General features: G+C 76.7%; 1 protein-coding gene. It reads left to right on the top strand.

Features of this window, described 5'->3' with window-relative positions; all coding sequences use genetic code 11:
- Positions 1 to 666 (top strand): hypothetical protein (locus AC01Y6_RS10905; RefSeq protein WP_476671551.1); only part of this gene is annotated, 666 nt, incomplete at both ends.

Raw genomic sequence — 666 nt, 5'->3', positions numbered from 1 at the left:
GGCGGCGAGCCGGGAGGGGTACGGGAGGCTCTCCCAGCACCTCACCCGGGCCCTGGAAGAGGGGAGCCTCCCCCTGGAGGCCCTCCTGGCGGAGAGCGAGGACCTGGTCCTCCTCACCGGGGGGCGGGAGGGGTTCCCGAGCCGCCTCCTCTCCGAAAGGCGCCTGGAGGAGCTGGACCGCCTCCTTGGGGCCCTCCAGGGGGCCTTCCGGGACCGGCTCTTCCTCACCCTCTACCACGACCGCCTCCCCGGGGACGGGCGCCGGGTCCGGGTCCTGAGGGCCCTGGCCCAGGACCGGGGCCTGCCCTACGCCGCGGCCCTGGAGGTGCGCATGGCCGCCCCCGACCTCTATCCCCTCCTGGACGCCCTCACCTGCGCCCGCCTGGGGATCGGAGTGGAAACCTCGCACCCGGACCGCCCCCGCAACGAGGCCTGGGCCCTCCCTTCCCGGGAGGAGGCCCTGGAGCGGATCCCCTTCCCCGAGGCCTGGGCCAACGCCCGGGCCCTGGCGGAGACCCTGGCCTTTCCCCTCCTCCCCGAGCGGATCCTGGACCCGCCCGTGCCCCTCCCCCCCGGGGAGACCCCCATGGGGCGGCTCGGCCGCCTGGCCTGGGAGGCCCTGGAGGCCCGCTACCCCGGCCGCCCCGCCTACCGGAAGCGGCTCGA

This window comes from Thermus sp., assembly GCF_056332225.1.
This window is presented reverse-complemented; position numbering and strand designations above follow the sequence as displayed.